1 protein-coding gene is annotated in these 919 nt (G+C 60.5%); it reads left to right on the plus strand.

Annotation, left to right across the window (positions count from 1 at the left end):
- Positions 1–919 (plus strand): IS110 family transposase (locus IVB32_RS13530; protein WP_247410585.1); only part of this gene is annotated, 919 nt, incomplete at both ends.

Genomic DNA, 919 nt, shown 5'->3' on the forward strand with positions numbered 1-919 from the left:
CGACAACCACGGGAAAGTCGTTGTGCGAAAGAGGTTACGTCGCGATGCGGTGGCCGGCTTTTTCGCCAATTTACCGGCCTGCCTGGTCGGCATGGAGGCTTCCAACGGGGCACACTATTGGGCTCGCGTGCTCACGGAGCTTGGCCATCAGGTCCGACTAATCAGCCCTCAGTTCGTGACACCATACGTCAAGTCGAACAAAAACGACCAGAACGATGCGGAAGCCATCTGCGAAGCGGTCGGTCGTCCGTCCATGCGCTTCGTGCCACCGAAATCAACCGATCAGCTGGCGGTACAGGCCGTCCACCGCATTCGCCGGCGCCTGGTCGCCGATCGAGTCAGGCTCGTCAATCAAATTCGCGGTCTTCTGTCCGAGCATGGGATTGTCATTGCCCGTGACATCGCGCAGCTGCGGCGTGGCCTCGCGGTCATCGTAGGAAACATCAATGACGACCTCAGCGAGATGCTCCGAGCGCTCATGAGGGAACTGCAAGAGGAGCTGTCCGAGCTTGATACCCGCATTGCAGCCTATGACCGGCGGATAAGGGAAATCTTCCGTACGAGTGAGCAGTGCCAGCGGCTCGGCAAAATCGAAGGCGTCGGACCTGTGACAGCAACAGCCTTGGTCGCCGCCGTGGGCGATAGAAGCTGTTTCAAGAACGGCCGACAGTTCGCGGCTTGGCTTGGTCTGGTACCCAAGCAGCGATCCAGTGGAGGGCGGGCCCGCTTGTTCGGCATCAGCAAACGGGGGGATCGATACCTGCGGACGCTGATGATTCACGGAGCTCGCGCCGCTTTAAGCCGTGCTAATGGCAAGCAGGATCCGCGAAGCCTATGGCTCGGCAAGATGCGGCAACGGCGCCATCCCAATGTCGCGGCCGTGGCTCTTGCCAACAAGAACGCGCGGATCGTGTGGGCT

This window comes from Bradyrhizobium sp. 23, from assembly GCF_023073295.1.
In the GTDB taxonomy this organism is placed as follows: Bacteria; Pseudomonadota; Alphaproteobacteria; order Rhizobiales; family Xanthobacteraceae; genus Bradyrhizobium; species Bradyrhizobium canariense_D.